This window comes from Rhodospirillaceae bacterium (assembly GCA_018662005.1).
Taxonomy (GTDB): Bacteria; Pseudomonadota; Alphaproteobacteria; order Rhodospirillales; family JABHCV01; genus JACNJU01.
Genome location: JABJHA010000005.1, coordinates 58,453 through 81,838, shown reverse-complemented (window position 1 = coordinate 81,838; position 23,386 = coordinate 58,453). Strand labels below are relative to the sequence as shown.

24 protein-coding genes and 1 pseudogene are annotated in these 23,386 nt (G+C 53.5%); 4 read left to right on the top strand and 21 right to left on the bottom strand.

Annotated elements, in window-relative coordinates:
- The first annotated feature begins 60 nt into the window (after window positions 1–60).
- The 3 genes from HOL66_03610 to HOL66_03600 all read left to right on the top strand — a co-directional run bounded on the left by HOL66_03610 (window position 61) and on the right by HOL66_03600 (window position 2,316).
- Window positions 61–672, top strand: coding sequence for a hypothetical protein (locus HOL66_03610; GenBank protein ID MBT5243311.1), 612 nt, complete (start codon window positions 61–63; stop codon window positions 670–672).
- Window positions 673–799: 127 nt separating this feature from the next.
- Complete coding sequence (locus HOL66_03605) at window positions 800–1,564, top strand: amino acid ABC transporter substrate-binding protein (protein MBT5243310.1); 765 nt, start codon at window positions 800–802, stop codon at window positions 1,562–1,564.
- Window positions 1,565–1,575: 11 nt separating this feature from the next.
- Window positions 1,576–2,316, top strand: coding sequence for a sulfite exporter TauE/SafE family protein (locus tag HOL66_03600; protein MBT5243309.1), 741 nt, complete (start codon window positions 1,576–1,578; stop codon window positions 2,314–2,316).
- 4 nt (window positions 2,317–2,320) lie between these two features.
- Here the strand turns inward: HOL66_03600 and HOL66_03595 are convergent, their stop codons facing one another.
- Genes HOL66_03595 through yajC form a run of 4 tightly spaced genes read right to left on the bottom strand, consistent with a single transcriptional unit; the run spans window position 2,321 to window position 5,683 of the window.
- Window positions 2,321–2,746: a hypothetical protein gene (locus HOL66_03595; protein ID MBT5243308.1), complete on the bottom strand. Its 426-nt coding sequence runs from the start codon at window positions 2,744–2,746 to the stop codon at window positions 2,321–2,323.
- Window positions 2,706–3,656 carry a protein translocase subunit SecF gene (gene secF / locus HOL66_03590; protein ID MBT5243307.1) on the bottom strand — a complete coding sequence of 317 codons (951 nt, stop codon included), beginning with the start codon at window positions 3,654–3,656 and terminating at the stop codon, window positions 2,706–2,708. Before secF ends, HOL66_03595 begins: the two co-directional genes overlap by 41 nt.
- Window positions 3,657–3,666: 10 nt before the next feature.
- Window positions 3,667–5,238: a protein translocase subunit SecD gene (gene secD / locus HOL66_03585; protein MBT5243306.1), complete on the bottom strand. Its 1,572-nt coding sequence runs from the start codon at window positions 5,236–5,238 to the stop codon at window positions 3,667–3,669.
- Window positions 5,239–5,242: 4 nt separating this feature from the next.
- Window positions 5,243–5,683, bottom strand: coding sequence for a preprotein translocase subunit YajC (yajC, locus tag HOL66_03580; protein ID MBT5243305.1), 441 nt, complete (start codon window positions 5,681–5,683; stop codon window positions 5,243–5,245).
- Between the two features lie 129 nt (window positions 5,684–5,812).
- On the opposite strand from yajC, the gene HOL66_03575 reads away from it, so the two are divergent.
- Window positions 5,813–6,667, top strand: coding sequence for an ATP-binding protein (locus HOL66_03575; GenBank protein ID MBT5243304.1), 855 nt, complete (start codon window positions 5,813–5,815; stop codon window positions 6,665–6,667).
- On the opposite strand, the gene HOL66_03570 is transcribed toward HOL66_03575, so the two are convergent.
- From HOL66_03570 to HOL66_03490, 17 genes and pseudogenes are all read right to left on the bottom strand, one after another.
- Window positions 6,664–7,740, bottom strand: a complete 1,077-nt coding sequence (locus HOL66_03570; protein ID MBT5243303.1) for a PAS domain S-box protein — start codon at window positions 7,738–7,740, stop codon at window positions 6,664–6,666. The two genes, HOL66_03575 and HOL66_03570, sit on opposite strands and share 4 nt — an antisense overlap.
- 817 nt (window positions 7,741–8,557) lie before the next feature.
- Window positions 8,558–8,647 (bottom strand): annotated as a pseudogene (locus HOL66_03565) (endoglucanase).
- Window positions 8,648–9,109: 462 nt separating this feature from the next.
- On the bottom strand, window positions 9,110–10,045 hold the full coding sequence (locus HOL66_03560; GenBank protein MBT5243302.1) for a M23 family metallopeptidase: 936 nt from the start codon (window positions 10,043–10,045) through the stop codon (window positions 9,110–9,112).
- 43 nt (window positions 10,046–10,088) lie between these two features.
- Window positions 10,089–11,909, bottom strand: a complete 1,821-nt coding sequence (locus HOL66_03555) for a DEAD/DEAH box helicase (GenBank protein MBT5243301.1) — start codon at window positions 11,907–11,909, stop codon at window positions 10,089–10,091.
- Window positions 11,910–11,928: 19 nt separating this feature from the next.
- Window positions 11,929–12,570: a protein-L-isoaspartate(D-aspartate) O-methyltransferase gene (locus HOL66_03550; GenBank protein ID MBT5243300.1), complete on the bottom strand. Its 642-nt coding sequence runs from the start codon at window positions 12,568–12,570 to the stop codon at window positions 11,929–11,931.
- On the bottom strand, window positions 12,563–13,351 hold the full coding sequence (gene surE / locus HOL66_03545) for a 5'/3'-nucleotidase SurE (GenBank protein ID MBT5243299.1): 789 nt from the start codon (window positions 13,349–13,351) through the stop codon (window positions 12,563–12,565). Before surE ends, HOL66_03550 begins: the two co-directional genes overlap by 8 nt.
- Window positions 13,344–14,621, bottom strand: a complete 1,278-nt coding sequence (serS, locus tag HOL66_03540) for a serine--tRNA ligase (GenBank protein ID MBT5243298.1) — start codon at window positions 14,619–14,621, stop codon at window positions 13,344–13,346. The genes surE and serS overlap by 8 nt, the downstream gene beginning before the upstream one ends.
- A 1-nt stretch (window position 14,622) precedes the next feature.
- Window positions 14,623–15,459 (bottom strand): twin-arginine translocase subunit TatC, encoded by an 837-nt coding sequence (gene tatC, locus HOL66_03535; GenBank protein MBT5243297.1) that lies wholly within the window; start codon window positions 15,457–15,459, stop codon window positions 14,623–14,625.
- Between the two features lie 12 nt (window positions 15,460–15,471).
- The gene (tatB, locus tag HOL66_03530) at window positions 15,472–15,897 is read right to left on the bottom strand and encodes a twin-arginine translocase subunit TatB (GenBank protein ID MBT5243296.1); all 426 of its coding nucleotides are present in this window, start codon (window positions 15,895–15,897) and stop codon (window positions 15,472–15,474) included.
- Window positions 15,898–15,976: 79 nt separating this feature from the next.
- Entirely contained in the window at window positions 15,977–16,219 is a 243-nt protein-coding gene (locus HOL66_03525) for a twin-arginine translocase TatA/TatE family subunit (GenBank protein ID MBT5243295.1), read from the bottom strand.
- 144 nt (window positions 16,220–16,363) lie between these two features.
- Window positions 16,364–17,029, bottom strand: coding sequence for an SMC-Scp complex subunit ScpB (gene scpB / locus HOL66_03520; GenBank protein ID MBT5243294.1), 666 nt, complete (start codon window positions 17,027–17,029; stop codon window positions 16,364–16,366).
- Complete coding sequence (locus tag HOL66_03515; protein MBT5243293.1) at window positions 17,026–17,868, bottom strand: segregation/condensation protein A; 843 nt, start codon at window positions 17,866–17,868, stop codon at window positions 17,026–17,028. The genes scpB and HOL66_03515 overlap by 4 nt, the downstream gene beginning before the upstream one ends.
- A complete protein-coding gene (locus tag HOL66_03510) occupies window positions 17,868–18,539 on the bottom strand; it encodes a site-2 protease family protein (GenBank protein ID MBT5243292.1) in 672 nt (223 codons plus the stop codon). The genes HOL66_03515 and HOL66_03510 overlap by 1 nt, the downstream gene beginning before the upstream one ends.
- 19 nt (window positions 18,540–18,558) lie before the next feature.
- On the bottom strand, window positions 18,559–19,596 hold the full coding sequence (gene nagZ / locus HOL66_03505) for a beta-N-acetylhexosaminidase (GenBank protein MBT5243291.1): 1,038 nt from the start codon (window positions 19,594–19,596) through the stop codon (window positions 18,559–18,561).
- Window positions 19,586–20,458, bottom strand: coding sequence for an SPOR domain-containing protein (locus HOL66_03500; protein ID MBT5243290.1), 873 nt, complete (start codon window positions 20,456–20,458; stop codon window positions 19,586–19,588). Before HOL66_03500 ends, nagZ begins: the two co-directional genes overlap by 11 nt.
- Window positions 20,458–22,212 (bottom strand): arginine--tRNA ligase, encoded by a 1,755-nt coding sequence (locus HOL66_03495; GenBank protein ID MBT5243289.1) that lies wholly within the window; start codon window positions 22,210–22,212, stop codon window positions 20,458–20,460. Before HOL66_03495 ends, HOL66_03500 begins: the two co-directional genes overlap by 1 nt.
- Entirely contained in the window at window positions 22,209–23,381 is a 1,173-nt protein-coding gene (locus HOL66_03490) for a deoxyguanosinetriphosphate triphosphohydrolase (protein ID MBT5243288.1), read from the bottom strand. Before HOL66_03490 ends, HOL66_03495 begins: the two co-directional genes overlap by 4 nt.
- Between the last annotated feature and the right edge of the window lie 5 nt (window positions 23,382–23,386).

Genomic DNA, 23,386 nt, shown 5'->3' with positions numbered 1-23,386 from the left:
TCGTAATTAGAATTAATCCATTTAACCCTTTATCTCATAACAATTAAGAGGAAAAAGCCCATGTCTGGCATCCTTTCAAATCTCAAAAGCACCGTCATCGCGGGTTTCGTGTTGACCGTGGTCATGATCATCGTCGTGAGCGGTGCAACCGGTGACGAATTTGCCGTTGATCATTCTTACATGACCTTCATCGTACGCTGGCTACATGTTCTCAACGGCGTCATGTGGATCGGCCTGCTTTGGTATTTCAACTTCGTGCAGATTCCCAACATGCCGAACATTCCCGACGAACATAAACCGGCCATTGGCAAAGTCATCGCACCGGCCGCCCTGTTCTGGTTCCGCCACGCCGCTATGGGCACCATTATTTTTGGCCTGATCCTGGCCGCTATGAATGGCTACTTTGTCGAAGTTCTGACCCTTGGCGCATCTGACGGGTTCGCCGTGGCCAAACACACCCAGTTGGGTATTGGTATGTGGTTTGGCATTATCATGTGGTTCAACGTCTGGTTCGTTATTTGGCCGAACCAGAAAGTGGCCTTGGGGCTAGTTGATGGCACACCTGAAGAAAAAGCGGCTGCTGGTCGCAAGGCAATGTTGTTCTCGCGCACCAACACCCTTCTCTCCTTCCCCATGCTCTATGCCATGGTATCGGCTCAAAACATCTACTAAGTCGAAGCCGAATTTTCAAGAAAAGCGGAGCCTTCGGGCTCCGCTTTTTTTTCGCCATTTAGATAAAGCGTCATATCATGTTATGCTGCGTGCTGCGGGGTCTTAAAGAATAGGGATATGGGGGAGTATGATGCGTCACGCCTACAAAGCATTTTTGCTCCTTATCGTTCTCGCCCTGCCCTTACCCGCCCATAGCGAGCAGAGCCTTTCATTCGTAACGGTCGAAAATTTCGCCCCCTACGCCTGGCTGCAAGATGGCAATCCCACCGGCATTGACGTCGAGATCATTGATGACCTGTCACAGCGAAGTGGAATCCCTGTTACCATCAGTCTGTTACCTGCCAAGCGTCTTATTCAGATGATAAAAACCGGCATCGCCCACGGCGGATTTGCAGCGTTTAAAACCCCGGCTCGCGAAGAAATAGCCGACTTTATCGAGACACCCGTTCATCTGAGCACCTATCAAATATTTGTCAAAAAAGATGCTGAATTTGATTTTCAGTCAACTAAAGACCTGCATGGAAAAAGCATCGGTAAAAACAGGGGATTTCACATTAGCGAGGAATTTTCCAAGGCCGAAGCCGACGGGAAAATCCACATTGTTGAAGTCAGCAAAATGGAACAGAACATCGAAATGTTGAACAAAGGCCGGCTCGATGTCTTTGTCGGCAATAAACTGGAAGTTGCCTACACCCTAAGACAACTGGGCCTTTCCAACATGATTCTTCCTCTTCCCGTTCCGGTGAGAACACCCCAGGGCGCACATCTGATGATTTCAAAGGCCGCAAAAATCGACGACAGAAGAGATATAATTAAACGCCTGAGCGAAACTCTACTTGGAATGCAGAGCGATGGAACGTTAAACAAGATCTATGAAAAATACGGCAAATAACCTTCTTCTGCATGTTTGATACTCTCACCCTCATCGCCATTGCCGGAACTTTCCTGCTCGCTGGCGCCATCAAAGGCGTTATTGGGCTGGGCCTTCCAACAGTAAGCCTCGCCCTGCTAAGTGTTGCGATCGATCTTCCTCATGCCATGGCGTTGCTGCTGGTGCCGTCATTTGTGACAAATTTCTGGCAAGCCGTGATCGGTGGAAATGGCCGTCCAATTTTGCGAAGGCTTTGGCCGTTCCTGTTGATGGTCACCGTTACGGTTTGGATTGGTACGATCATCCTCACACGGGTTGATGTCTCATGGCTGTCAGCACTTCTTGGCGTGCTCCTGATTGCCTATTCATCCGTTAGCCTTGCTAATCTCCATTTGAAAATCACCCCGCCTCAGGAAGTGTGGGTTGGACCGCTGGCTGGTTCTGTGAGTGGTATCCTGACAGGCCTGACCGGCTCGTTCGTGGTGCCGGGCGTGTGGTTCCTTCTGGCCATCGGCCTGTCACGAGACATGCTCATTCAGGCCATGGGAATGCTGTTTACGGTCTCGACATTCTCTTTGGGCATCGCCATGCAGAGCAACAATCTTTTGACCCCAGAACTTGCAACCGTCTCATCCATGGCGCTGCTACCGGCGATTATCGGTATGGTTCTTGGTCGAAAAATAAGGCAATGGCTATCAGAACAACTGTTCCGACGCCTGTTCTTTGTGTCTCTGTTATTACTGGGTTTCTACATCATCGCCAAAAGCATTTAGCCCACTAAATGGCAAGCAAAGCCACGGCGACCGGACGTTCTTCGACCAGCAACACATTGAAAGTGCGACACGCAGCCCCCGTATCCATCCATTCAAGGACGATACCGTGATCTTTTAAGGCCTCGCGAAGATCATCAGGGATGGGCTGGAATTCTTCACCGCATCCGATAATCAGGATGTCTATTTCATCGGATTGATCAATAACAGCACTGAGGCTTTCCAGGGTAATACCGGCAAGCGATGTTACAGGCCAGGGGCACGCCTGTGCGGGAAAGATGATGTGGGAGCCCTCAAGGCGTTCACCGGCGACGCGAAAACCGCCCTCGCCATAGCCCTGCAAGAGCATTCGGGAAGCAGCGATCTGCGGCGTGATATCAAGGGAAATGGCCTTACGGCGCCGGTTCGGCCGCCGCCTCCTCGTTCGTATCATCAACATTGCCACCGGAACGGCGTTCAATGTTCATATACAGCAACACCGGCACGGCCAGACAGATTGACGAATAAGTACCGATCAAGACACCCCAGATCATGGCGAAGCTGAAGCCGCGCAGGACTTCACCGCCAAGAATATAAAGGGCAAGCAACGCCAGCAGGGTTGTCACACTGGTCATCACCGTACGCGCCAGCGTCTCGTTGATGGAGTTGTTCAGCAATTCGGCAAAGGGCATGGTCTTGTAGCGGCGCAAATTCTCGCGCACACGGTCATAAACGACAACTGTGTCGTTGATCGAATAACCGGCAATGGTCAAAATCGCCGCCACCGTTGTCAGGTTGAATTCCAGCCCTAACAAAGAGAACACGCCGATGGTGCTGACCACATCATGGACCAGGGCGACAACCGCGCCCATGCCAAACTGCCATTCAAAGCGGAACCACACGTACAATAAAATAGCGAAAATCGCCGCACTGACGGCGTAAATACCGTCCCAAAACAATTCATCACTGATTTTTGGGCCGACGAATTCCGTGCGTCGGTATTCGATACCGTCGCCAAGGGCTTCCTTAACTTTATCAATGGCGACTTGCTGGGCCTTCTCGCCACCTTCCTGGGCCTGAATACGGATCAGGACCTCATCGACAGCGCCAAATTCCTGCAAGCCGATTTCGCCCAGTCCCAAACCGGATAAATTGCTGCGCATGGCCTTGATATTGGATGCGCCGCCAGTGGTTTTGATTTCAATCAGGATACCGCCCTTGAAATCAATGCCGTAATTAAGGCCCTTGGAGACATACAGTCCAATCGAACTGACAATCAGCAAAGCGGAAAAAACAAAAAACAGGACCCTGCGCGGAATAAAGCGCAAGTTTATGTCACTGGGTACAAGATGAAATCCACGCAATGTTTTTGTCCTAAATAGGTAAGCTGTCAGGGCGGGTTTTACGCAACCACACCACGACCATTAATCGGGTTAACATGATCGCCGTAAACAATGAAGTGACGATGCCGATGGCCAGGGTCACGGCAAAACCGCGAACCGGTCCGGAACCGAACTGATAAAGCAATATGGCGGCAATCAGGGTGGTGACGTTGGCGTCGATAATCGTCTTGATGGCCCGTGAATAGCCCGCGTCAATGGATGAGATCGGGGTCCGCCCGGCTCGCACTTCCTCGCGAATGCGCTCAAAAACCAGCACATTGGCGTCAACCGCCATACCGATAGTCAAAACAATACCAGCGATACCAGGCAGGGTCAGCGTGGCTTGCAGAAGCGACAGCGCCGCACCGATCAAGACGATGTTGGCAAGCAGCGCGACATCAGCCATCAGGCCAAAGCGGCCATAAACCAAGACCATAAAACCAATAACCAGCGCCATACCGATGATCGAGGCGATTTTGCCTGCAGCAATGGAATCCGCACCCAATCCCGGTCCAACCGAACGTTCTTCGAGGATGGTAAGGGGCGCTGGCAGGGCACCAGCACGCAACAGCAAGGCAAGGTCCTGTGCGCCCTGAACCGTGAAGTTGCCCGATATAACACCGGTTCCGCCCAGAATGGGCTCACGGATAACCGGGGCGCTGATGACTTTACTGTCAAGAACGATGGCAAACAGCTTGTTGACGTTATCGGTGGTCACCTTGCCGAAACGCTTACCGCCCACTGTATCAAAACGGAAGCTGACGACCGGCTGGTTGTCCTGAAATGTCGGTTGCGAGTCGATCAGGGTGTCACCGCTGAGCATGACCTTCTTTTTAAGCAAGTACATGCGGGGGCGGCCATCGCTACCGACTTGATCGCCTGACGGCATCAGCATTGATCCCGGCGGCACCCGCCCGCCAAGTCCCGGCACCTCGCGTTCATCAACCAGATGAAATGACAACTTGGCGGTTTTACCAAGCAACCGCTTGACCCGTTCAGGATCATCAAGGCCCGGAAGCTGGACCAGAATGCGGTCTTCGCCCTGGCGCTGAATGGTCGGTTCGCGCACACCCGTTTCATCAATGCGACGACGGACGATCTCAATGGATTGCTCGATTGCGGCAGTGCGGCGATCACGAGCAGCCTGCTCTTTAAGCTTCATGGTAATGCGGTTGTTGTCGGAAATTTCGACGTCAAAATCAACATCCAGGTTGCGCATCAACTGGCGGGCCTGTTCGGCTTGTGATGCATCCTTGATCGTGACACTGGCTGACAGGCCATCAACGCCAAGGCCGCCGTATCTGATACGGGCCTTGCGCAGGGTGGTGCGCATGGTATCGATCACTGATTCCAGACGCTCTGTCAGGACACTGTCAACGGCGACTTCCAGCAACAAGTGAGAGCCGCCCTGAAGATCAAGGCCCAGGCTAACCTGCTTATGGGGCAGCCATGACGGTAACGCCGCGGCCTGTTTTGAGCTTAGAAAGTTGGGGGCTGCGAAAATCAAACCGAACAGGCAAATGCCCAATATGGTGATGATTTTCCATTTGGCGAAATAGATCATGGTCTCAGTTTTTTCCGCCCAGCAGGCCCTTCAACTTTGAAGCCGGACCCTTTTTTTCGCCATCACCATCACCGTCTGACTTATCATCCTTTTTACTCTTTTTATCTTTTTTGTCTTCTTTCACCGGTTCGGTTTTGCTCAACACAGAGGCGAGCAAGCCGCGCTGAACGCGAACCTTGACCCCGTCGGCGATTTCAACGGTGATTTCCTGATCATCGGAAACCTTGGTTACGGTTCCCAGGATGCCACCGCCGGTGACAACCTTGTCTCCACGACGAACCGCTTCCAGCATGGCCTTGTGCTCTTTGGCCTTCTTTTGCTGCGGACGGATCAGCAGAAAATAGAAAACAACAAAAATCAGGATCAGCGGGAACATAGCCTCGAGGCCACTGGCGCCACCGGCACCTCCGGCGGCCTGAGCGTAAGCTGGCGAAATAAAACTCATGGGACTCCCCGATATAAAAACATTAAAGTGCCGAAAAATCCGGCAAGCGAGGGACTATAACGTCCTCGACGCGACTTGCAACCGCTAACAGCCTGTCTTAAAAACGTTATTCACTGGAATCTGGATACGATGAGCGAATTTGACTTTAAACCCGTACTGGAACGCATTGCCGACGCCCTTGAACGCCTGGCGCCGCCCAAAAATGCCGGCATTGATCTTAACGCCGCTGATGCCTTCGTCTGGCATACCGAAGGGGCGGCTTTGCAACCTATTAAAAACGTCAACCGTGTCGAATTTGATTTACTTAAAGGTATTACCCACCAATCGGACATCCTGCTTGATAACACACTGAATTTCGCAAATGGCCTGCCGGCCAACAACGCCCTGCTGTGGGGGGCGCGCGGCACCGGCAAAAGCTCGCTGGTCAAGGCCGTACACGCCCGCGCCAACGAACAAGCCTCCCCTGCCCTGGCGCTTGTTGAAATTCACCGCGAGGACATCCCCTCGCTGCCGCAATTGCTCAGTCTGCTCAGCGGTAGCGAACGCCGCTGCCTGATCTTCTGCGACGATTTGTCCTTTGACGGCGAGGATTCGTCCTATAAGTCCCTAAAAGCAGTGCTGGAAGGCGGCATTGAGGGGCGTCCCGAAAATGTTATTTTTTACGCCACCTCCAACCGTCGCCACCTGATGCCCCGTGACATGATCGAAAACGAACGCTCAACGGCTATCAATCCTGCCGAAGCGGTCGAGGAAAAGGTCTCCCTGTCGGATCGTTTTGGCTTGTGGCTGGGTTTCCATAATTGCGATCAGCAAACTTACTTCGACATCATCGACGGTTACGTCGAATACTTCGGCCTGAAAATCGATGCCGACGAACTGCGCGCCCAAGCAGTCGAATGGACGGTGACTCGCGGCGCACGCTCTGGCCGTACTGCCTGGCAGTTCATTCAGCATCTTGCCGGGCAGCTGGGGAAGAAAATTTAATTGCTCACCAGCTTCAGTTTTGAAGCTCTTTCGTTTTGCCTTAGTTCGAGGGCAAAAAACGGGTTTTCAGAAACCGGTTTAAAATCAAAATTGTCTTGTTTGAATACATCAACACAAGCCTCAACATAATACTGGTTCAGGGTTAATCCAGATTGCGATTCGATGATCGAAAGAGCTTTTTCAAGGCCATGGCCTGGGCGATAGGGGCGATGAGACATTATTGCCTCCATCATATCGGCGACGGAAACAATCTGGGCCTCGCGAACAATCTCGTCACCTTTCAATCCATAAGGATATCCTGACCCGTCAAGACGTTCATGATGCTGAAGGATAATATTGGAAATCGGCCAGGGAAAAGCGATATCCTTGGTGATACTGTATCCGAACTCGCAATGGGTCTTGACCAGACTCATGGAAAGGTCGTCCAGCCGACCCGGCCGGTTGAGGATTTCCCCCGGAACGGCGATTTTTCCAATGTCGTGAATCGATGCGCCGATGCGAATGCCTTCGACCATGTGTTCGGAGCATTCCAGTTTGATGGCGATTGCTTCACTTAACTGGGCAACCCGTTGCTGGTGGCCCGATGTATAGGGATCACGCATTTCAATTGTACGGGAAACCGAAGACACCGTTTGTTCCAGCATCTTACGCATTTCTTGATCATGTTCCAGGCGCACGTCTTCAATAATTTTTTGATCGGACATATCTCTTAAATATGCCGTAAAAATCGGTGAATCACCGGGGGTTACAGGAATGATTGTCAGTTCAACGGGAATTTCTCGGCCATCAGCCCGCACGGCCATAACCTCAACCCTTTTACCGGCGACGCTCCTTTTTCCGGTTTTCATGTAATGCTCCATTCCCGCTTTATGGGCATTATGAAACCGTTCAGGAATGATTAGTTCCGTCAGTAATTTGCCAAGGGTGTCTTCGCGTTTATAGCCGAAGGTTTTTTCAGCTGCGCAATTAAATTCAATGACTCGGCCCTGATGATCAATGGCGATGATGCAATCGAGCGCTGAAGATATGATGGCGTTTAACCATTCACGGTCGGGGAAAGGCTTCGTGTCCAAGGGTCTTTTCCTTCACATCTCAGCCTCAAGATAGTTGTACTCCCTTTCCATGAGCTTGTATTTACATTAATGGTCTCCAAATCTCGCACATTGGTCCGTTCGCCTTGTGAAATTTCGCCTTTTAACTTGTTTATCAATGGTGTGCGCCAGATCACTTACAACTTGGTGGAAATCCAATATTATTGAGTCACAGTCAGGAAATGGAGATCGATATGTCAGTCCAGACAGTGATGATCGATAACTGGAAAGAATCCACCCCGCATGTAACGATCGATGCGTCGGGACAGTCGACGATAGTTCTTCCTGAAGGTTTCAGCCTTGCAGACGGGCAGTTCATCAGGCATGGCAATGACCTGTTGATCCGCTCCCTGGACGGCGTCATCCTTTCGGTTCGTGGTTACTTTGATATTTCCACGGCCCCGAAACTTATCGAATTCGATGACCCGGACGGTTCCCGAACCGCCCAATATGAAAGCCTGTACGCCATTTTGGAAGAAGATCTTGGCGAAGAAGAATTAGCCCATGAGGAATTGGCTGAAGAAAATCTCGGTGAGTTTGTAACCGAGGCTGGCATTGGGGAAGAACCAGCACTGGATATTGAAGATCACATTCGCGTCGTTGCCGGTGACTATACTGACAGCACCGAAAGTGACGTTCCGGTTGATCCTGTCCAAGCGGTGCCATTTGTCAGCACGGCAACACAGGAAGCTGCGTTCACACCCTTGCACGACACGGAACGCCCCGATGACCTGCAACCTGAAACCATTGTAGATAGCCTTGTTATTGAACCTGATTCCAAACCGGAGCCAGTGCCAATTCCTGAGCCGGAGCCTGTGCCTGTTCCTGATCCCGAACCAGAACCGGAACCCGAGCCAGTGCCAGTTCCTGAACCGGAGCCAGAGGAAGATCATCCCAAGAAGGACAAAGACGATGATGATCGTGGCAAAGGTCACGGCAAGGATAAGGGAAAAGACAAAGACAAGGATGACGATAAAGACGACGGTGGCAAAGGCCATGGCAAGGATAAAGACAAGGACAAGGATGACGATGACAACGATCAGGACGACGAGGGGTCAGCCCAAGACGTGGACGATGAAACCCCCGACGACGTCTTTGTCTTTCAACAGGGCGATGGAAAAGTGAAAATTGATGACTTCGATATCAATGATGTTATTCGTCTGGAAGGGTTTGACAGCGAAGATGTCCTTATCAAGAGCAAGGGTCACAATATTGAACTGACCATTGTCGGCGATAAAGGCGATAAGTTGACCCTGCAAGCGCCGCACGATACCGACGTCGATAGCTACTCGATCACCCAAAGTGATGACGGCAGCGTCATTGTAACCCTTGATAGCGACTGAGCCTTACGTCAAACCTTCGGCAAATATTTGATCGGATTGATGGCCTTTTTGCCCTTACGCAGTTCAAAATGAAGCTGCGGCACCTGGACACTGCCTGATGAACCGACCTTGGCGATTGTTTGGCCCTTTTTGATTTTATCCCCACGCTTGACCAGCAGCGTCTCGTTATGGGCGTAGGCCGTAATCCAGCCGCCTGTATGTTTGAGAAGCAGCAGATTCCCAAAACCGCGTAATTCGTTTCCGGCGTAGGCGACGACACCGTTTTCCGCCGCCACCACCTGCGCTCCACGCGGCGCTGCGATGTTAATACCGTCATTCTTCAAGCCTTCCGACTTGCCGCCGTAACTCGAAACAATCTTCCCCCTGAGCGGCCACAAGAAACCTTTGCCCGTTCTGGCTGGTGGCGCTCCAACAATTTTCGCTGCCGGTTTTGCTTTTGTCGAAAGCGATTGGCGCTTCGGTGACGGCGCGTCGGCTGTCGGCATACTGACAGGTCGTGTCCGGTTCACATCCGGCAAGGACAGGCGCTGACCAATTTGAATCGTATAAGGGGGTCGCAATCCGTTGAGGCGGGCAATGGCGTACATATCGGCGTTCTGGTTTTCGGCAATGACGCTTAAGGAATCACCACGTTTGACGACATAATCCCGGGCCCTTGGCAAAACCAGCCGCTGACCCGGCGTCAAGACATAGGGTGCCTGCAAATGGTTGGCCTGGATAATCGCCCGCGCCGATACCCGGTGGCGCTTGGACAGGCCATAAACCGTGTCACCCTTACCGACAATGACAGCATCGGCATTAACGAAGGCCGTCGCTGACCCGCCTGAGGTTTGCGGCCGGTTGGTGGCCCTGGGGCCCTCGTCAGGGGGTGGCCATTCGGCCCAGCCGCAGGCACTGAGCAGAAACAGGCAAGCCAGCAAGGCAAAGGGTAAGGTGCGAATCATCCCCGATTATCGCCAAGCCACCCGGTTTCTTCAATCATCGTGGCTAAAAGCTTTTTTTCTTGTTCTTGTTCTTCTTCTTTTTCTTCCGCTTCAGCGGGCTTGAGCCGGGCTCGCCTGGGCCACTTGCAGCGGTTTTTTCAAACTGGCTTTTATAGGGTTTTTTACCCTTATTGCTAGGCTTGAACTTGCCTCGATGGGCCGGTTTATCTGCGTTAAAGGGTTTCTTTTTGGCAAATGGTTTTTTGCCGCCTCCCCTGCCCAGATCAGGAGCCGCATCCAGGCGCTTCATGGTGACAGTCTTGTCGACCTTGCCACCGGGGCCAATCGCTTGCATGAATTTATCGACACTTTCAGGCGTCAACTCGACAAAGGTCTCGGTTTGCTTAATCCTGATCGCACCGATATCGTGCTTGGTGATATGTCCGGCACGACACAGCATGGGCAACAACCAGCGCGGTTCGGCATTTTGTTCACGCCCCACCGAAAGAGAGAACCAGACCCCGTTCTTGAAATCCTGTCGCGATTTTTGCTGCGGCCGGGATTCCACGGGCCCTGTGTCGATCAACTCTTCAGGTGCTGTTCGTTCGGCAAAATTTTGACGCACGAATGCGGCGGCCACCTGCTCGGCACTGTGTTTGGCGAGCAGTTCATCCACGAACGATTGCTCAAAATCGCTTAAAGGTTCACTTAAAACCGGGTCTTCAAGGATACGTTCACGATCACGGATCATGATTTCATTGGCCGATGGCGGTTTCGCCCAAGTCGCCTCTACATTGGCGCTGCCCAGCAGCCGTTCGGTCCGCTTGCGCCAGTTGTGGGGGACAATAAGTGTACACACACCCTTGCGCCCGGCCCGCCCGGTGCGACCACTTCGGTGCAAAAGGGATTCACGATTTTTCGGAATGTCCGCATGGATCACCAGTTCCAGGTTTGGTAAATCAATACCGCGGGCCGCAACGTCGGTGGCAACACAAACCCGGGCCCGACCGTCACGCATGGCTTGCAGGGCGTGGGTGCGCTCGTTCTGGCTTAATTCACCGGACAGGGCGACGACAGAAAAACCCCGATTGTTCAGACGGCTGGTCATGTGGTTGACAGTGGCGCGGGTCGCACAGAAGACAAGAGCATTCTTTGCTTCAAAATAGCGCAACACATTGATAATCGCATTTTCCCGATCATTTGGCGCAATGGTCAGGGCCCGGTATTCGATATCCAGGTGTTGTTCCTGATCGGACGAGGTCGAAACCCGCACCGCGTCACGTTGGTAGCGCTTGGCAAGGGAGGCAATAGAGCGCGGCACAGTCGCCGAAAACATCAAGGTCCGACGCACAGCCGGAGCAGACTCCAGAATGTATTCCAGATCCTCGCGAAATCCCAGATCGAGCATTTCGTCGGCTTCATCAAGGACAATGGCTTTCAGTGCCGAACTGTCAAAGGAGCCGCGCTCGATATGGTCGCGCAATCGCCCCGGGGTGCCAACCACGATGTGGGCGCCTTGTTGCAGGGCGCGGCGTTCCTGGCGCATATCCATGCCGCCAACACACGAAGCGATAGAGGCGCCGGTCATTTCATAAAGCCATTCCAATTCGCGCCTGACCTGCAGGGCGAGTTCCCGGGTCGGGGCGACGACCAGGGCCAACGGCGCCTTTTCTTTGGAGAAGCGATCCCCACTGCCAAGCAGCGTCGGTCCCAGTGAAAGTCCGAAAGCAACGGTCTTCCCTGATCCGGTTTGGGCCGAAACCAGGGCGTCGGCGTCGCGGAGTTCTGGGGCGAGGACGGCTTTTTGCACCGGCGTCAGTTGATCGTAACCATGCTTGGTCAATGCTTGCCCAAGCGGTCCAAGGACGCCTTCAAATTCAGTCATTTCATTTCTTTCTGTTGGTTTAAGGCTCATCGCCTTCGACCAGGGGGACAAACCGGGTAATGCCCAGCTCCTCGGTTTCGACGCCGTCTTGTGTGCGCACGACCCGCAACAGCCGCTGATCGTGCTCGTCGCGTCCATCATTGACCGGCACCACCATAACACCACCAATGGCCAGTTGATCAACCAGCAGCGGTGGAATGTCATGGGCCGCGGCAGTGACGATGATCCGCTCAAACGGGGCTTGTTCCTTCCAGCCCATGGAGCCATCGCCTATTCGGGTGGTAATATTGGTAAGCCGCAACTCATCAAAACGTTGTTCAGCGCCGCGCATCAACTCCCGATACCGCTCGATGGTGTACAACCTGCGACACAGGGGCGAGAGCACCGCCGACTGGTAACCCGATCCGGTGCCGACTTCCAACACCTTCATGCGGTCGCTGACATCCAGCGCCTGGGTCATCAGGGCGACGGTTAGCGGTTGACTGACCGTTTGATGATGACCGATAGGCAGGGCGATATTTTCATAAGCCTGTTCACGCAAGGCTTCGGGCACGAACATTTCACGCGGCAGACGTTCCATGGCGTCGATGACACGGCGATCGCTCACTCCGCCGCGACGCAATTCCAAAATCAGCAGCGCCTTGCCGTCTTCTTCAAACACTTAAAAAGATACCTTTCAGCTTTTTCAAAGAACCCGTATGGCTAAGGTCCGTACTTAAGGGGGAAACGGAAATAGCGCCACGATTGACCGCCTCCAGATCTGAGCCCTTGCGAAATTTATCTTCGACCCGCTGTGGACCGACCCAGAAATAAGTGTCGCCCCGGGGATCAACGCCCGACTGCAAGTCGCCACCAATTTTACGGCGACCCTGGCGGGTGATCTCGATACCGCTAACAGCGCTTGCCACGACATCAGGGAAATTGACGTTTATCAAAACCGAACGGGGAAACGGCATTTTCATCAAGCCTTTGAGAACCTTGGGCAACCATTTTTCCGTCGTTGCCCACTTCACCGGTTGCTGGTCACTGCAAACCTGCGACAAGGCAATGGCCGGAAAATCCATCAAGGTCCCTTCCATGGCCGCCGCCACAGTGCCTGAATAAATCACGTCTTCACCCAGATTACCGCCACGGTTAACGCCCGAAAGGACAAGATCAGGGCGATGGTCCTTCATCACTTCATTTATGCCCAAAAGAACACTGTCCGTGGGGGTGCCGTTAATGGCGAAGCGACGGGTCGAAACCTTGCGAATGCGTAATGGTTGACGCAGGGTCAGGGAATGGCTGGCGGCACTCTGCTCGGTTTCCGGGGCGACGACCCACACTTCACCGGCCAGCTTGGCCATCACCCGTTCAAGCATTTTAAGGCCCGGCGCATTAATGCCGTCGTCATTGGAAATCAGCACCCGCGCGGTGCGCAAGGACTTCACCCGTTCACGCATCGGCTGAAATGACCTCAAGTCCGCCCATGTAGGGGCGCAGCGCCTCAGGCACGACGATGGAACCGTCTTCACGTTGATAATTTTCCAACACCGCGACCAGGGTGCGGCCAACGGCAAGCCCCGAACCGTTCAGGGTGTGGACGAATTGCGTCCCCTTCTCGCCTTCGGTCCTGAAGCGCGCCTTCATGCGACGGGCCTGAAAATCCCCACAATTAGAGCAACTGGAAATTTCCCGGTAGCGATCCTGACCGGGCAACCACACTTCAATATCAAAGGTGCGGCGTGCGCCAAAACCAAGATCACCGGTGCACAGGGTGACGACACGGTACGGCAGTCCCAGACGTTTCAGAACTTCTTCGGCGCAGCCGGTCATGCGTTCCAACTCATCTTCGGAATTCTCTGGCTTAACGATTGAGACCATCTCCACCTTGGTGAACTGGTGTTGGCGGATCATACCGCGGGTGTCCTTACCCGATGATCCGGCTTCAGAACGGAAGCACCAGGTCATCGCCGCATAGCGACGCGGTAAAGTGGCCTCGTCGACGATTTCATCGGCGACAATGTTGGTCAGCGGCACTTCGGCGGTCGGGATCATCCACAGGCCATCTTCCGTCTTGAACAGGTCCTCGCCAAACTTCGGCAACTGACCAGTATTATAAAGCGCCGTATCACGGACAAGGGCCGGTGGATTGACCTCGGTCAGATCGTGCTCGTTTGTATGAAGATCGAGCATAAAGGCGGCCAGGGCCCGCTCCATACGCGCCAGAGCGCCAGTGAGCAGGACAAAGCGGGCGCCGGACATTTTCGCCGCCGTATCGAAATCCATCAAGCCAAGAGCCTCGCCCAGGTCGAAATGCTCCTTGGGGCTAAAATCAAAGCCGGGAATATCGCCCCAGGTACGTTCCTCGCGGTTATCATTCTCGTTGTCCCCGTCAGGGACGCTATCCATGGGCAAGTTGGGAATGACCGACAGAGCCTCGGTCAGATGATCCGTCATAACGCGGGCCTGTTCTTCGGCCTCACCTTGCGCTTCTTTTGAACGCGAGACTTCGGCGATGATGTCCGTGGCGTCTTCGCCCTTTGCCTTGGCGTTACCGATTTCCTTGGACAGTTTGTTACGGCTGGCCTGCAGTTCCTGAGCCTGGGTTTCGGCTTCGCGGCGCTGTTTGTCGAGCGCGATCAGTGCAGAGGACTGCGGGTCCAGTTTTCGACGCGCCAGCCCCTTGTCGAAAGCATCCGGGTTTTCACGAATCCACTTAATGTCAAACATGTCAGGTTTCCGTCGTTTCCTCTGATTCGTCCTCACTATCGTCTTCATCTTCGTCGTCGTCATCATCCTCTTCGACGACTGCGGGCTGAACCATACTAACGGCAATAATCGAAATTTCGTAAAGCAGGATCGTCGGCAAAGCCAAACCAATCTGTGAAATTACATCTGGCGGCGTCAACACCGCAGCAGCGATAAAGGCAATCACGACGGCGTAACGGCGTTTTTTGCGCAAGCCATCGGCAGTCACCATACCGACCTTACCCATCAAGGTCAGAACGACAGGAAGTTCAAAACACAGGCCAAAAGCAAAAATAAGCTGCATCACCAGCGACAGGTACTGATCGACCTTGGCTTCAAGCTGGATAGGCAAAGCACCGGCCCCGCCCACGGATTCAAAACCGAGGAAAAACTTCCAGGCCAGCGGAAAAATGAAGTAATAGACCAGCGAACCGCCCATGAAAAAAAGGATCGGGGTTGCGACCAGGAACGGCAGCAGGGTCTTTTTCTCGTTCTTATAAAGACCCGGCGCAATAAACAACCACAACTGCATGGATATAAACGGGAAGGCCAGGAACAAGGCGGCAAAGAAGGCAACCTTGATATAGGTGAAGAAGGCTTCATGCAGGGCGGTAAAGATCAGCCGGCGATTGCCGCCCAATGTTGAAAGAATATCGGCCAGCGGCTGGACGAGAAAATCATACAGGGTCGGGGCGAAATAATAGCAAACGAAGAACAGCAAGATAACCGAGGCGAATGCGTAGATCATCCGTTGCCTGAGCTCGATCAGATGCTCAAGCAAGGGGGCCTTGCTTTCTTCTATCTTCTCATCTGTTTCGATATCGGCCACGGATCAGGCGTCCTTATCTGATTTTGGGTCGGATTCGATTGCCGGGGTTTTGGCTTCTTCGCCGACCGAACGTGACGGGGCCGCTGCTTCATCCTCGGGGACTTCAGGTTCCTTGCCCAGGGCTTCGATATCTCCCTTTATTTCGGACATATCAAGATCGCTTGCCAGACCACCTGTCGGGTCGATGGTATCGTGAATACTTTTTTCGATGTCACCATCGGACAGGTTTTCGAGTTTGTTTTTCATATCATCGAGATCGGCTTCGCGAACCACATCGTCGATGCCGTCCTGAAAGTCACGAGCCATGCCGCGGGCCTTGCGAACCAGCCCCATGATGGTGCGTAGCGCACGCGGCAAATCCTTTGGCCCGACAACAATCAGGGCCAGAACGGCAACAATAAAAAGTTCCTGCCAGCCAATATCGAACATGGCGCGACGGTACCCCCAAAAAAAGAAAAGAAGACGGCAGGGCCTGAAAAAGACCCCGGTTCAACGCAAGCCTGAAAAGCTAATCGCTTTTCTTTTCTTCAGAAGCAGCCTGATCGACGGTTTCGGAGTTTTTCTCGCTCAACTTCGGCGCGTCTTCTGATGCCTTGGCGTCATCGCCATCCTCATCCTTCATGCCCTTCTTGAAGGATTTAAGGCCTTTGCCAAAATCACCCATCAGAGCTGAAATTTTACCCTTACCGCCAAACAGAACAAGGACAACCGCAAGAACGATAACCCAATGCCAAATGCTAAATGCACCCATAGTAGTCTCTCACTTAATCTTAAAGGAAAATTGGAGGGCGGATAATGGCAGAAACCCTATGACAGGGCAACGCCACAAACGCCTTTAACCTAAACAACTTCATTCTAGTGGATTTTATCTGAACAGGGGGTGAAAAGCCCCGGTTCATGTTTCTTCTTCCAAATCAGCCGCCAAAGGCAGTTCTGCCTCATCATCCCCGGCCTCTGCCCCATCAATATGAGCCACGTCGGCGGCAGAGGCGGCAACTTGACCACTGATCGTATAAGCGTCGATGGCCGGACGTTTATCCAGCAATCCTGCGGACTTCAACTCTTCAATTCCCGGCAAATCCTTGACACTTTCCAGGCCGAAATGGTCAAGAAATCCGTCTGTCGTTCCCCATGTCGTTGGCCGACCCGGTGTTTTGCGACGACCACGCGGATGTATCCAGCCATGATCAAACAAGGCGTCAAAGGTGCCCTTGCTTAGGGAGACACCGCGAATTTCTTCAATCTCGCCGCGGGTAATGGGCTGGTGATACGCGATAATGGCTAAAGTTTCGACGGTTGCGCGACCCAGTTTGCGGGCAACTTCAATTTCGCGGTTCAGCATATTGGTCAAATCAGCAGCCGAACGAAACGCCCACGAACCGCCGACATTGACAAGATTAACGCCGCGTCCCTGATAATGGTCTTTCAATTCTTCAAGCAACGGACCGGGCTCGACGCCTTCGGGCAATCTGCGGGCCAGTGACTTTTCTTTCACAGGATCGGTGGAGGCGAACAAAATCGCTTCCAGCAGTCTGATATTCTGATCGGGTATGTCGTTCATTCTTCTTCGTCCGTATCGCCCAAGGACGCTTCGATAAGCTCTGCCGGTCTGGACGTCAAGTCATCAGGGGCGCTGCGCAGGAAAATAGGTTCAAAAGCGGCATTTTGACGCAGTCTGAGTTTACCCTCGCGGGCCATTTCCAGGGTCGCGGCAAAGGTCGAGGCGACAGCCGAACGAAAGGTCAGGCCCTCTTTCAAACCGGCCGGCAGAAACTTTGACAGCACATTCCAGTCGGGCATTTTGCCAACCACCTGAAGCAGACGCTCAAGGGCGTCATCGACACTGTGTAAATCCCAAGCCTCGATATGCAACGTCCTGTCAGCCTTGGCATTGTTTTGCGAACCATAAGCCTTTAGCAAATCAATCAAACTGACATCAAACACCGTTGATTGAGATATTTTGAACTTTTCAGGAATCCCCCGGGCGAAAAAATCCTGCCCCAGTTTATCAAGGGTCATCAGGGCGGCGCCCGCCTGTTGCATGGATTCCAGTCTTTTTAGCTGAAACGCCAGGGCATGGGCCATTTCCTCGCCGGTTGGTTCGTCTTCAGCGCCAAGATCAGGCAACATCAAGCGCGACTTCAGGTACGCCAGCCAGGCAGCCATGACAAGGTAATCAGCAGCGAGTTCCAGGTTGTTGTGGCTGGCGATGGTGACAAACTCCAGATATTGATCGGCCAGTTGCAGGATCGAAATCTGGGTAATATCGACCTTTTGATCACGGGCCAGCGCCAACAGCACATCAATTGGGCCTTCAAAGCCGTCAATATCGACGACGAAGGAGGCGACTCCTTTCGCTTCGAGCGGGCTATCGTTTTCAAACTCTTCGATGGTTTCCATTAAAGTACGCCCGTAAGCCGGAATATCCACTGCGACAGATGAGCAGCGGGTTCAAAAACCAGCCAGTAGAAAATATTCAGATCAAGGCCAAGTTTATCCCCGATCCATGGCAAAACAAAGATTCCACCCAGAATAATAAAAAAGCCTAGCCGTTCCAAGCGCGCAAGTTGCATAGCCAAAACCCGCGGCAAAAGGCCAACCGCAACCCGCCCGCCATCAAGGGGCGGCAAGGGCAGCATATTGAAGACAGCCAAAATCATATTAAGCAAGATGGAGTTCCTGAGGTTTAAGAAAACCCACTCGGCAACGTCAGGTGGAAATAAAGGCAACGTGTGGATAAGCAGGGCAGAAATAATGGCCAGCAGGATATTTGTTCCGGGTCCGGCCAGGGCAACCAACACCATGTCACGGCGGGGATGGCGTAGACGGTGGAACGCCACCGGCACCGGTTTGGCGAAACCGAACATCATTTTTCCGCCCGAAGCAAACAGCAATAGCGCCGGCATCACGATCGTTCCAAACGGATCGACATGACGAAAAGGGTTAAAACTGACGCGACCCTTCAGGTAAGCGGTATTGTCACCCAGTCGCCAGGCGACAAAGCCGTGCGCAGCCTCGTGAAAGGTAATCGCCAACAATAGTGGCAAGGCCCAGACCGAGACCGTAAACATCAAGCCGTCAAAATCCACTTCAGTTCCCCTCCCCGGTCATCATAGAGGTAAGTGTTTGGACAGCGGCGGAAAAATCTTCGACCAGGGTAACCCGGTTATCGCGACCCATGGATGTGCCTCGTTCAATGCGGCTGACGGCGTCTGCGGTTAAATTCCCACAGTTTTCTGTGACCATTTTCATCTCGGCCATATCACCATTACAATGCAAGGCAACATCACAACCGGCCGCTATAGCCCGGCTGGTGCGCTCCCCCAGGGTTCCGCTCAATGCCTGCATGGACAAGTCGTCGGAAACAAGGACACCGTCAAAACCAATGTCCTCACGAATTATGGAGATAATGTCCGGCGACAAGGTCGCAGGTTGATTGATATCCAGCGCTGTATAGAGAACATGCGCGCTCATCGCCCAGGGCATGGCCTTTAAAGCGCGAAATGGCGCGAAGTCGGTTTTTGACAAGGTTTCAAGGTCCGCATCAACACGCGGCAATTTTTTATGGGAGTCCGCATCGGCTCGCCCGTGGCCGGGAATATGCTTGATCACCGGCATTACGCCGCCCATCAGGAAACCCTCGCAAGCTGCACGCGCCAGCGCCGTTATGGTCTCAGGGTCATCACCGAAAGCGCGATCACCAATGACCGGGTCAGCGCCCGGCTGTACGACATCGAGGAGCGGCGCACAATCAACGTTGATACCAAGAGCGGTCAATTCATAGGCGATCAGGCGCGCATTCAGACGCGCCGCGTCAATGGCAAGGCCAGGGTCTTTTTGATAGAGCGTGACGAAATTGTTGGCCGCTGGAGCATCGCGCCAGTGGGGCGGTTTCAGTCTTTGAACACGACCGCCTTCCTGATCAATCAGAACCGGTGCATCCGTGCGCTCAATGCACTGACGCAAGGATGCGACCAGCGCCCGCACTTGATCCGGATTGTCGCAATTGCGTGCAAAGAGGATAAAACCGAGCGGTTGGACATCTGTAAAAAAAGCTCGTTCCTGATCACTAAGGACAAGGCCGGAACAGCCTAAAATAGAAGCCAGAGGTGTCACATTAACCGCCAGGCCGGACGATCAGGCAGCCAACCTTGCGTTTGGCCAAATTTTGACACAGGGCCTGGGCCACATCCTCGCCAGCAATCGGCCCTGCGCGCAAACGGAAAAAGATACCCTTGTCAGCGCCCAAATCGGCACGGACGATGTTCAGGGAATAGCCGCCAAGCAGGTCGCCGTGTTTCTTTATCAAACGCTCCCATTCACTTTCCGCCCGTTCCCGCGAGCGAACAGCGGCAATCTGAATTTGATAGGCAAGTTTGGAAAGCGCCGTCGCGGCGGGTGGCGGCGGTGTTGCTGTTTCTATCTTCTTCTCAACCGGGGCAACGGGTTCGGGCATCATGTCCTGATTGACAGTGACGGCAGGCTCAGGCGTTTTTTCAGGTTCTTTCTTGAGTTCGACTTTGCCGGGTTCCAGCTTTTGCGGCTTAGCCAGTAATTTTGGCTTTTGGACTTCCGTTTCGGCTTTCGCAACCGGGGTTTCTGCTTTTGCTTCAGCTACCGGAGCCTGTGGTGTTTTTGGCATTTCAGGCATTGGCAAAAGGCGTTCGATCCTGGGTTCGGGAACGCTGCCATTCATGCGGTCATAGACCAGCTTGTCGCGGTCGGGGATGCTCATGCCACCGGGTGTTTTGGGGCGTACTTTCACGGGCCCCTCGGCGGCGTGAATGACAGGGAGATTATCCTTGTCCTTTCCCATCAACCGGTCGCCGTAATAATGCCAACCGGCACCAGCGCCGGAACCGATCAGGACCATCAGCATCAGCAGCCAGAAGCCGCGACGTTTGGGCTTTGCCCGCTTGACCCGTTGGAACTCAAGGGCATCAGAGGGATCGGGAACAATTTCGTCTTCTGGTTCGTCCGAAGGGACCATTAACGCATCTCCTCCACGGGAACGACTCCGATTACCTGTAACCCCGATGCGATCACGAACGCGACCCCTTTGACAAGCGCTAATCGCGCCAGCGTCAACTCGCGATCCTCGGGAAGAATAAAGCGTAAGGAGGCGTTGTCCGATCCCTTGTTCCACAGGGAGTGAAATTCCGTCGCCAGATCACCAAGATAAAAAGCAATACGGTGCGGTTCGTGGGCCAGCGCCGCCCCTTCGACAACCCGCGGCCAGCTTGCCATCAATTTGATCAGCGCCAGTTCGGAAGGGTCTTTCAGGCGCTCAAGGGGTGCCTTTGCCAGGGAGTCAGCTGTCAGCTCGTCGGCCTTGAAAAGTTCTGAACAATGACGCAACACCGAATGAATACGGGCATGGGCGTACTGCACATAAAACACCGGGTTTTCCCGCGACTGCTCGCAAACCTTGGTTAAATCGAAATCCAGTTGGGCGTCGTTCTTGCGGGTCAACATGATAAACCGGACGACATCCTTGCCGACTTTTTCGACGACGTCGCGAATAGTGACGAACGTCCCCGCCCGCTTTGACATCTTCACCGGCTGACCATTGTCAAGGAGATTGACCATCTGACACAGCTTGACGTCCAGTTCACCCTGCTCTTCTGTCAGTGCCTTGACGGCAGAAGTCATGCGCTTGACATAGCCGCCGTGATCAGCGCCCCAGACATCGATCATGGTGTTGAAGCCACGCCGGTGTTTATCCTCGTGATAGGCAATATCGGTGGCGAAGTAGGTCCACGAGCCATCGGACTTTTTGACCGGGCGGTCGGTATCATCGCCAAAATCTGAAGATTTGAACAACGTCTGTTCGCGCGGTTCCCAATCGTCGGGCTTTCTGCCCTTTGGCGGCTCCAGAATACCTTCGTAGATTAATCCCCTTTCCTGCAGGGCGGTAAGGGCTTTTTCGACGCCGCCAGCAGCGACCATTTGCCGTTCGGATGAAAACACATCCTGTTTGATCCCCAGCGTCGCAAGGTCATCGCGAATGAGATCCATCATCTCGGAAATGGCGAACTGGGAAACCGGCTCAAGCCATTCTTCTTCGGAAGCGTCTTTCCATTTATCGCCGTCAGCCTCTACCAGTTTCTGCGCTGCCGGAATGAGGTAGTCGCCCGGATACAAACCTTCCGGGATGGTTCCAATATCCGCCCCCAAGGCCTCCAGATAGCGCAGGTGCAGGGAGCGCGCCAGGGTATCGATCTGGGCCCCGGCATCATTGATGTAATATTCGCGGGTAACGGCGAAACCGGCCTTTTCCAGAAGCGAAGCCAGGGCGTCACCAAAAACAGCGCCGCGGCCATGACCCACATGCAAGGGGCCGGTCGGATTGGCCGAGACGTACTCCACATTGACGGGCTCAGCCGCGCCGATGGTGGATGTTCCGTATGCGGTGCCTTCATTCAAGACTTCGACAAGGCGTTGACGCCAGAAGCTGGGCTCGAGGGTCAGGTTGATAAAACCAGGCCCGGCAATATCTACCCCGGTGACGAATTCAAGATCCTTCAGGCGCTCAGCCAGGGCTTCGGCAATATCGCGCGGTTTTTTGCCCGCAGGCTTGGCCAATAACATGGCCGCGTTGGTGGTGATATCGCCGTGGCTGGCTTCTCTGGGAGGTTCGACACCTATTCTTGAGGTCTCAAGCCCTTCGGAAAGAATGCCGTCACTGACAAGGGCATCGATAAGCCCGAGCACCTGATGGCGAAAATGATCAAACAAATTCATGAATTTTTAGCCTGAACGTCAAAAAGATTTTGGTATTCGTCGAGCGCGAAACGGTCGGTCATGCCAGCAATATAATCGGCGACCGTGCGCGCGGTTTGTTGTGAATTTTCGGTACCGCCCAATAAACACCACTCGGCTGGAAGACATTCTGGCTCTTTGATCAGTAACGTGAAAAGTTCCGTGACCACCCGTTTTGCCTTGCTGGTCATGCGGTTGAGTTTGTAATGCCTGTACATGTTTTCAAACAGGAATTTTTTAAGGCTGGCATCATTGGCCCGCATGGTGTCGGAAAAACCGGCTACCGGCTGCGTATGGGCGCGAATGTCATCGGCGGATTTGGGGCCAAGATCTTTCAGGCGCCGCCCGGTTTCATCAAGCAGGTCGTTGACCATGTCACCAATCATCCGCCTGATTACCTCAAAAATAAGGCGCGATTGTTCAAGCTCTGGATAGGTCTTTTGAACTTCCGCAAACAGTGGCCCGGCAAGGGGCACGTCGGCGAGGTCTTCAATGGTGAACAAACCGGCGCGCAGACCATCATCCAGATCATGATTATTGTAGGCGACATCGTCTGATATCGCCGCGACCTGGGCTTCGGCACTGGCAAAGGTCGCCAGTTCCAGATCATGGCTGGCATTGTATTTTGCGACGGCGTTGGGAAGATCGTCTTGGCCGCGGGCATCATTAATCAGGGGACCGTTATGCTTGACCACCCCTTCAAGGGTTTCCCAGGTCAGGTTCAAGCCATTGAAATCGGCATAGCGCTGTTCGAGCATGGTGATCACCCGTAGCGACTGGGCGTTGTGATCGAATCCGCCGTAGGGTTCCATCAATTCCTTCAAGGCATCCTCGCCCGCATGACCAAATGGCGGATGGCCCAGGTCATGGGCCAGAGCCAGTGCCTCGCCAAGATCTTCATTCAAACCAAGGGCGCGACAGACGGAACGGGTAATTTGTGAAACTTCCAATGAATGGGTCAGGCGGGTGCGGAAAAAGTCACCTTCATGATTGACGAAAACCTGGGTTTTGTATTCCAGGGCACGAAAAGCGGCCGAGTGAATAATCCGGTCTCGGTCTCGTTGAAAACAGGTTCGAGTTGCGCTGTCAGGCTCGTCAAACAGGCGTCCGCGGCTCTGTTTTGGATGACAGGCATAAATATTGGTTTCCATGGTCC